Below are 6830 nucleotides of genomic sequence, written 5' to 3' on the forward strand. Positions count from 1 at the left end.
CCAAGGCTGGGCTTATCAAATGCAAGCTTATGGAGAAGAATTAAATGATAATAAGATTTTCCAGAGCATGTCCCGTAAGGGAAATTGTCTCGATAACAGTCCAATGGAAAACTTCTTTAGTATCTTGAAACAAGAAATGTATCACGGACGTATTTATAAAAGTTATGAGGAATTAGAAAAAGCAATAGGCAACTATATTTATTATTACAACAACTATCGAATGAAAGAAAAACTTAATTGGTTAAGTCCGATTGAATACCGTTTATCACCACCTTATTTAAAACAAAGCGCATAAAAAAACAGAGTAGGATTATCTACTCTGTTAAAAAGTCTAACTTTTTGGGGTCACTATACCGACCCCAGCCTCTTCTTTATGTTTTCAGTGTTTTCATTACTTCTTTTTCAAAGTCACTCAATTGTTCCTACTGCAACTCATAAACAAACAATTATTTAAATGCATTCCGTTTACTATATTGATACATAAAAATAAATAATGTTTCAATTAATAGAAAAAACAGTAAAAATGTATACATGAAAAATTCTTCTGGCAAAGCTAGAATGATAGGATCTGTTGCTGGATTAAACAACCAGTCATCATTATTAAAGAAAATTTCATGAAACAAAACAAACATTTTATCAAAGCTTACCGTCAAAAATAGTAATAGTAACGGAGGAACTAAAGACGCTATAAAAAAAGGTTTTTGTAGTGTCCAGATCCGTTTAGTTCTTTTCATTACTCTAAAATAGATAAAACTACCAATAGCAGATAATATCAAGATAATATAGTTAAGATAAAAGAGTATTTTCACTTCAAAAAAATGAAACAACCCACTTTCAGAACTAATAAAATCAGGGAAATTTAATTCTGTTATCCATGGAAAGTGTAAGTATTTTAGTAAAACATAGTAGTTTTCCATTAGTGCCTCTATCGATAAATTCAACGTGTCTGGCAAGCCTAAAGACGACGCAGTATAATAATACAAGGGTGTAAATAATATAACAAAACTTATGCTAATAGTAATGATAAATAAAAACAGACTAGACAATCCCGTCACTTTTTTTAAGACTTCCATAATTCTAAATCCCCCACTCATCCAATGTGTCTATCACAAATGTTGGTTGAATTTCAACTTGCTTAAGATCCATTCGTTTTGTGAAGCCGGTTAGAACGAGCAAGGTGTCGATGGAACTATTTATACCTGCTTTGATATCCGTATTATAATTATCCCCCACCATAAGAACCTCATTTGCCTTGAACCCTATTCTATCTAGAGCAGACATCATCATGATTTTTTCGGGCTTACCAATAAATGTAGGTTCAACATGAGAAGCTTTTTCAATGAGAGCAATTAGAGACCCTGCTCCAGGACTCATGCCTTTTTCAGTTGGGATATTTGTATCTTCATTTGTGGCAATAAATGAAGCCCCGTTTTGTATCGCTAAGGTAGCTATTTCGCATTTTTCGTAAGACAACGTGCGATCCAGTCCTACTACAACATGATCAATATCTTCATTGACAAGTTCCATTCCTGCATCGACAAGCGCTTTTTTTAAACCGTCCTCGCCTATTACATAAATACGATTACCTTCTTGTCTCTTAACATAATCGGCAGTCGCTAAAGCACTTGTATAAATACTTTCTTGTTCCGCTGGAATATTGAATTTTCCAGCTAATCTCTCTGCGATATCCTGAGGAGTACTGGTGGAATTATTTGTCAAAAACAAATACGGAATATTATTTCCTTGTAATCTTTTAATAAAGTTTGGGGCCTCTTTTATTGGCTCCGTTCCTTTATACATTGTCCCATCTAAATCAATAAAGTAACCTTTGAACTTTTCGTTGCACATAATATAGCTCCTAATTTTTCTTTTTTCTTATTTGAAAGCGGGTCTTACCGTTATTATTTTTCACTTCTTTGATATCCTCTTTTTTCTCATTTTTATCTTCTGTTTTACTGCGATGTTTTTTGGTGAATGAACGCTTTGCTTTAGTATTAGATGGTGTTTTTTCTTTTTTATTTGATTTTTTTGGTACTTGAGTTTGCTTCTTTTTATACGGCTTTTTGTTGCTACTTCTCTTTGATTTATTTTGAGTCTGTTTTTTCTTATTGGAACTATACTGATGCTCAGGTCTCTTTTTCTTTGATTCCGTATTTTTCAAAACAAAATACGCACAGCCGAAACTACAGTATTCTAGAAGATAATCTTCCAAATAAGAAATACGCATGTCGATTGGAATTTTTTTTACATCGTCATTGTAAAAACCTCTTAATCTTAATTTCCCATATGACATATCTCCGACAATATAGTCATATTTTTCTAAAAAGTCACTATATCTTTCTTCAAGTAATTCCAAATCCAATGCTTCTTTATAATCCTTCATTATTTCATATTTTTCATTTTTTATAGAAATATGATCAGTATCAATTTTTTTAATCTTTCTATCTTCAGGATTAATAACTGTTTCTAATTTATCGTCAGTTAGCTTGGATGGCTTTTCTTTTCTATTTTCTTTACTCACATATATTCGTTCCCTTCAAAGACGCTAAAGACTATTTAACTCCTACATCTTTTATCTTTTTACACATAATTTAATATCTCTGCTTATTTTAACATATATTTGATGTGCTCAAAAATTAATTTATACAACTTAAAAATCCTTATTAAATTGACATTGTCACTATCTTCTTCTAAAGTAATATTAAAATTACTTACATAAGGAGATTTTATGTCGAAAAAATACTACGCTGTTAAAACTGGTCACAAACCAGGCATCTATTCCACTTGGGCTGAAGCAAGCAAACAGGTATCGGGCTTTTCAGGTGCTCAGTTTAAATCATTTAAATCTTTAAATGAAGCAAAAGCTTACACTGCTAATCAGGAAAAGAAAGAAAAAAATAGTGACCAAAACACATTGATTGCTTATGTCGATGGTTCCTTTGATAAACGAACCAAAATTTATAGCTATGGTGCAGTCTTATTAAAAAATAATACAGTAATAAAAGAATTAAGCAATTCAGCCAATGATCCGAAATATGCAGAAAGCTTCCAAATTGCTGGAGAATGTTTTGGAGCTTTGAATGCTATCCGTTGGGCCATCAAAAATGGCTACAAGGAACTTTCTATTTACTATGACTACTTGGGGATTGAAATGTGGGCTACTGGACAATGGCGGGCTAACAAAATTGTTTCAAAAGATTATGTTAAATATTTCCGCTCTTACGCTAGCAAGATTGATGTTTCCTTCATTAAAGTAAAAGCTCATACAGGTGTGACATATAATGAAAGAGCTGATGAGTTAGCTAAACGCGCTTTAAAAAAGTGATTAATACAATTCCAAAACCAAGGCACTCTATCCGTGAATAGAGTGCCTTGGTTTTTTATAATTGTGATATTATTTTCATATCTTCGTCTGAAAGAGTAAAATTAAGACTTTCTAGATTATCCTGTTGGTTTTCTGGGTTGTGTGATTTAGGAATCACAACAATTCCTCTTTGCGTTTGATATCGCAAAATAACTTGCCCCCACGTTTTATCATACGGCTTCCCAATATCACTTAATATTCTTCTTTGACCGTCTGTTGTCTTCATTGGCCCCCAGGCTTGCGGTCTAATATTATGGTCATGCATATACGAGATCCACTGATTGTTCCACTCTGTTGGATTAGACTTGATTTGATTTATAGCAGGTTTAATCGTCGCAAACTTATTTAACTGTTCAAGTTGCTCATTTGAAAAGTTTGAAACCCCAATCGTCTTAATTTTTCCTTGACTAACAAACTCTTCCAAAACTTCCCATGTTACTTTCAATCTTTCTTCTTCTTCTATAGGTTTGTGAACCAGATATAAATCGATATAATCTGTTTGTAGATTGATTAAGCTCTGATTCAACGTTTCTCTTACTGTTTCTTTATCTTTAGTATACTCTTTTGAAGGCGGAATTTTCGTTGTAATATAGAACTCTTGGCGGTCAACCCCACTTTCTTTTATCGTTTTCCCAACTCCAGCTTCATTCCTGTATGAAATAGCTGTATCAATAAGGCGATACCCCATTTTTATAGCTGACTCCAATAGTGCGAAGTCACCATTTAATTCTCCATTATAATCATTATTTTCTTTTCCATACGTATTAGTTCCGGTACCTAGAGAAGGTATTTGTATTCCATTATTTAAGCTTACATATTCCATATTTACACTCCCTTTTAACGTTTATAATGTACTATATTATTTAGCAATAGCAGGTATCTATCTCCACGCTTTTTAAATATCTATTTCAGTTAGCGTTTTTTTTAATTGTGTTAATTCTGCGTTTGAAAATGTTAGTCCTTTACTCATTTTTGAATGATCTGGACTCCAATCTCTAATATCGAATTTAGGCGGACGATCATTCCAACTCACTAAGTTCAATTCTTTCTTCCATCCCTTTGGATTTTCAGAAAGAACGGCTAGATGTTCAATAACTTCATATGATATTTTAGACATCAAATACACTCCTTCAAATATACTGAGATATTTAAACAGATAACACCTCTCACAATATAGTATACTATTTTTAAGCTACTCTTCATAGGCGTAGGCTTTTTAAAACTAGTTATGTTTATATTAATAGGTTTGAATTACCCAGTTATATTAACTTGTCCACTGGTAGAAAATAGCTTTTTATTGCTTTTTATATGCTACTCTTATAAACTAACTTTACACACCCCGGTGTTAAATGAAATACAAAAAAAGTTGGGATAATTTGAATAATCAAATACAGCGTGTAAAAATGGCTGAACAAGGGGCAAAAGTTTCTATTAGTGTTTATATGATTTTGGCACTAGCAAAATTTGTTGTTGGTTTCTTTTTGGATTCATCTTCGTTATCGGCAGATGGATTAAATAATTTAACGGATGTACTTTCTTCTGTAACTATACTTGCAGGTTTAAAAACAGCTAGAAAACCTGCTGATAAGAATCATCCCTATGGACATTGGAAAGCTGAACCTATAGCGAGTCTAATAACTTCTTTTATTATGTTGTTTGTAGGTTTTCAAATCTTTCAAAACAGTATCCTAAGATTTTTTCAAAATGAACTTGTAGAACCTAATAAATTGGCTTCAATTGTTGCATTAATAAGTTCCTTCATTCTATTTATACTTTACCGTTACAACTTAAACTTAGCAAAAAATGTTAACAGTGATGGATTAAAAGCCGTCGCACGTGACAATTTGGCAGATAGTTTAACCAGTTTAGCTACTGCAATGGCTATTATTGGTTCATCAATAGGCTGGGTATGGCTTGATAATATGATGGCTTCGGTTGTCGCTGTCATTATCATAAAAACAGGGATTGACGTCTTTAGAGAAAGCACCTTCTCATTATCCGATGGTTTTAAAGATAAACATCTCCATTCATATAAAATCAAAATTCTTACCCTTGATAAAGTAAAAGAAGTGTCCTCTATTAAAGCAAGAATGTATGGGGCAAATACGTATGTTGATGTAACTATTCTCGTCGACGGAAAAATGACCGTACAAGAAGGTCATGATATTACTGAAAGAATAGAAAAGCTACTCTATGACGAATTTGACGTTATGCATACTGATGTTCATGTAGAACCTGATAATTTAATCAAGCAATTTAATCGTGACCAAATGTAAAGAGGATGCCCTACATACGGGCCATCCTCTTTTCGACATTTTATAAAAGTGGGTTCATCTATTTTGAGATTCCGATTCCATCACTCCTACGTGGGTCTTAATTATTTGATCTTTCACTAAACTATTACCAAAGAGTTTTTATTTTATCTATTTATATGTTGGTTTAAAAGCTGTATACAGCGACACACTTAAGTGAATTAAAACACTTATGCTACAAATGACCATCAGCCAGAAAAGGTCATAATCATCTCTTATAATAATACCTATATATGCCCAGGCAAAAACCAGAGAATAGAGCCAATCTTTGTGTAAGAGTGAGACAAAAACAGCAATCCCAGTTGCAATAATAAGCAGACCTAGAGTCCATTGATATTCATTAAATCCGAGTACCTCTTCTACGCCAGTTTTCTTAACCCAGGTCACAATATTTACAATCGTTGCAACAGTTCCCCATCCAAAATATAGAGAAAACGGTAAACGATCGAACCAAGTGACAGAGGGAGCTGATAATTTTTTATAGATTACAAACAAAGTCACGAGTAAAGCCACAATAACAATGGTAGACAAGAGGTAGAGTCTTTGTGTAAAGGTAAAAATCCAAGCCCCATTTAAAATAAAATTAGCCACTGGCCAATAATGCAACTGCTCAACTATATAATCCGTTTCTTTATTTATAAAAAATAACCGTATAATCCAAACAAACAACAGTAAATATATTATTCCCCATATTGAAAATACATAGCCGGCAGGTTGAATGATTGCTGGGTTTTCATCTGCTATACTCCCCACATTTGTTGCAGTTAGGTAGTTTACCGCCAGCATAAGTAAGAAAACAATACTATATCCTGAATAATTCATACTTTGACTTCAAACCGTCTGAAACTGCCTAACGGCAGTCTTCATTTACTTTTTCATTTTCACCTGTTAAGTGATGCAAAAAGAACCCCATTCTGATATGGTAAAGGTGTCGAAACCAACCATAAGAAAGGAGTTCTTCTCATGACTAGCTTACACAAAAACCAGGTAAAATTCAATTCAAATTTGACTATTTCACATACAGGTGGTCGCTTATCGAGTGATTCGGGTTTGGTCTTAGTTAAAGAGGTGATGAATACCTTCGACTTTTCACACGTAGCTAAACAGTGGCTCCATATTAAAGACAAACGTGTTTACTTCACACATGATAACTT

At 33.1% G+C, this 6830-nt stretch carries 10 protein-coding genes; 4 read left to right on the plus strand and 6 right to left on the minus strand.

What is annotated here, in order from left to right:
• A partial coding sequence (locus BMX83_RS10240; protein ID WP_143059530.1) for an IS3 family transposase occupies positions 1–295 on the plus strand: 295 nt, incomplete at its 5' end.
• A gap of 151 nt (positions 296–446) precedes the next feature.
• Here BMX83_RS10240 and BMX83_RS10245 read toward each other — a convergent pair.
• Genes BMX83_RS10245 through BMX83_RS10255 form a run of 3 tightly spaced genes read right to left on the minus strand, consistent with a single transcriptional unit; the run spans position 447 to position 2521 of the window.
• The gene (locus BMX83_RS10245; protein ID WP_091636733.1) at positions 447–1073 is read right to left on the minus strand and encodes a TIGR01906 family membrane protein; all 627 of its coding nucleotides are present in this window, start codon (positions 1071–1073) and stop codon (positions 447–449) included.
• A gap of 4 nt (positions 1074–1077) precedes the next feature.
• Positions 1078–1848, minus strand: a complete 771-nt coding sequence (locus BMX83_RS10250; protein WP_091636735.1) for a TIGR01457 family HAD-type hydrolase — start codon at positions 1846–1848, stop codon at positions 1078–1080.
• Between the two features lie 10 nt (positions 1849–1858).
• The gene (locus BMX83_RS10255; RefSeq protein WP_091636737.1) at positions 1859–2521 is read right to left on the minus strand and encodes a YutD family protein; all 663 of its coding nucleotides are present in this window, start codon (positions 2519–2521) and stop codon (positions 1859–1861) included.
• A 207-nt stretch (positions 2522–2728) separates the two neighbouring features.
• Here BMX83_RS10255 and BMX83_RS10260 point away from each other — a divergent pair, with 207 nt between their 5' ends.
• Entirely contained in the window at positions 2729–3325 is a 597-nt protein-coding gene (locus BMX83_RS10260) for a ribonuclease H1 domain-containing protein (protein ID WP_091636739.1), read from the plus strand.
• Between the two features lie 55 nt (positions 3326–3380).
• Here BMX83_RS10260 and BMX83_RS10265 read toward each other — a convergent pair whose 3' ends face one another.
• Together BMX83_RS10265 and BMX83_RS10270 are read right to left on the minus strand one after the other, a co-directional pair.
• Positions 3381–4187 (minus strand): aldo/keto reductase family protein, encoded by an 807-nt coding sequence (locus BMX83_RS10265; protein WP_091636741.1) that lies wholly within the window; start codon positions 4185–4187, stop codon positions 3381–3383.
• A 72-nt stretch (positions 4188–4259) separates the two neighbouring features.
• The gene (locus BMX83_RS10270; protein ID WP_091636743.1) at positions 4260–4481 is read right to left on the minus strand and encodes a YdbC family protein; all 222 of its coding nucleotides are present in this window, start codon (positions 4479–4481) and stop codon (positions 4260–4262) included.
• A 259-nt stretch (positions 4482–4740) separates the two neighbouring features.
• Here BMX83_RS10270 and BMX83_RS10275 point away from each other — a divergent pair, with 259 nt between their 5' ends.
• The gene (locus BMX83_RS10275; protein WP_091636747.1) at positions 4741–5640 is read left to right on the plus strand and encodes a cation diffusion facilitator family transporter; all 900 of its coding nucleotides are present in this window, start codon (positions 4741–4743) and stop codon (positions 5638–5640) included.
• A 147-nt stretch (positions 5641–5787) separates the two neighbouring features.
• Here BMX83_RS10275 and BMX83_RS10280 read toward each other — a convergent pair whose 3' ends face one another.
• Positions 5788–6498 carry a tryptophan-rich sensory protein gene (locus BMX83_RS10280; protein ID WP_091636745.1) on the minus strand — a complete coding sequence of 237 codons (711 nt, stop codon included), beginning with the start codon at positions 6496–6498 and terminating at the stop codon, positions 5788–5790.
• Positions 6499–6639: 141 nt separating this feature from the next.
• Here BMX83_RS10280 and BMX83_RS10285 point away from each other — a divergent pair.
• Positions 6640–6830: transposase (locus tag BMX83_RS10285; RefSeq protein WP_177170579.1), on the plus strand; the 191-nt coding region annotated here is incomplete at its 3' end.

Source organism: Alkalibacterium gilvum, assembly GCF_900109085.1.
Lineage (GTDB): Bacteria > Bacillota > Bacilli > Lactobacillales > Carnobacteriaceae_A > Alkalibacterium > Alkalibacterium gilvum.

Bases quoted from the DNA above. Each gene is read 5' to 3' on its own strand.
- BMX83_RS10245 (WP_091636733.1), bottom strand. From the start codon at position 1,073: ATGGAAGTCTTAAAAAAAGTGACGGGATTGTCTAGTCTGTTTTTATTT.
- BMX83_RS10250 (WP_091636735.1), bottom strand. From the start codon at position 1,848: ATGTGCAACGAAAAGTTCAAAGGTTACTTTATTGATTTAGATGGGACA.
- BMX83_RS10260 (WP_091636739.1), top strand. From the start codon at position 2,729: ATGTCGAAAAAATACTACGCTGTTAAAACTGGTCACAAACCAGGCATC.
- BMX83_RS10265 (WP_091636741.1), bottom strand. From the start codon at position 4,187: ATGGAATATGTAAGCTTAAATAATGGAATACAAATACCTTCTCTAGGT.
- BMX83_RS10270 (WP_091636743.1), bottom strand. From the start codon at position 4,481: ATGTCTAAAATATCATATGAAGTTATTGAACATCTAGCCGTTCTTTCT.
- BMX83_RS10280 (WP_091636745.1), bottom strand. From the start codon at position 6,498: ATGAATTATTCAGGATATAGTATTGTTTTCTTACTTATGCTGGCGGTA.